The sequence below is a fragment of the Enterobacter sp. HMSC16D10 genome, from assembly GCF_001807145.1.
In the GTDB taxonomy this organism is placed as follows: domain Bacteria; phylum Pseudomonadota; class Gammaproteobacteria; order Enterobacterales; family Enterobacteriaceae; genus Enterobacter; species Enterobacter roggenkampii.
This window is the reverse complement of the sequence record NZ_KV787890.1, coordinates 1-1061: the sequence shown is the minus strand read 5'-3', so window position 1 is coordinate 1061 and position 1061 is coordinate 1. Positions and strand designations below refer to the sequence as shown.

At 52.9% G+C, this 1061-nt stretch carries 1 protein-coding gene; it reads left to right on the top strand.

Going from position 1 to position 1061, the window contains the following annotated elements:
* A partial coding sequence (tuf, locus tag HMPREF3143_RS15015; protein WP_070533513.1) for an elongation factor Tu occupies positions 1-1061 on the top strand: 1061 nt, incomplete at both ends.

The window sequence follows — 1061 nt, the reverse complement described above, 5'->3', positions numbered from 1 at the left end:
ACCCTGACTGCTGCAATCACTACCGTTCTGGCTAAAACCTACGGTGGTTCTGCTCGTGCATTCGACCAGATCGATAACGCACCAGAAGAAAAAGCTCGTGGTATCACCATCAACACTTCCCACGTTGAATACGACACCCCGACTCGCCACTACGCACACGTAGACTGCCCAGGCCACGCCGACTATGTTAAAAACATGATCACCGGTGCTGCGCAGATGGACGGCGCGATCCTGGTTGTTGCTGCGACTGACGGCCCAATGCCTCAGACTCGTGAGCACATCCTGCTGGGTCGTCAGGTAGGCGTTCCTTACATCATCGTGTTCCTGAACAAATGCGACATGGTTGATGACGAAGAGCTGCTGGAACTGGTAGAGATGGAAGTTCGTGAACTGCTGTCTCAGTACGATTTCCCAGGCGACGATACCCCAATCGTTCGTGGTTCTGCTCTGAAAGCGCTGGAAGGCGACGCAGAGTGGGAAGCGAAAATCATCGAACTGGCTGGCTTCCTGGATTCTTACATCCCAGAACCAGAGCGTGCGATTGACAAGCCATTCCTGCTGCCAATCGAAGACGTATTCTCCATCTCCGGTCGTGGTACCGTTGTTACCGGTCGTGTAGAGCGCGGTATCATCAAAGTTGGTGAAGAAGTTGAAATCGTTGGTATCAAAGAGACTGCGAAGTCTACCTGTACTGGCGTTGAAATGTTCCGCAAACTGCTGGACGAAGGCCGTGCTGGTGAGAACGTTGGTGTTCTGCTGCGTGGTATCAAACGTGAAGAAATCGAACGTGGTCAGGTTCTGGCGAAGCCAGGCTCAATCAAGCCACACACCAAGTTCGAATCTGAAGTGTACATCCTGTCCAAAGACGAAGGCGGCCGTCATACTCCGTTCTTCAAAGGCTACCGTCCACAGTTCTACTTCCGTACTACTGACGTGACCGGTACCATCGAACTGCCAGAAGGCGTTGAGATGGTAATGCCAGGCGACAACATCAAGATGGTTGTGACGCTGATCCACCCAATCGCGATGGACGACGGTCTGCGTTTCGCAATCCGTGAAGG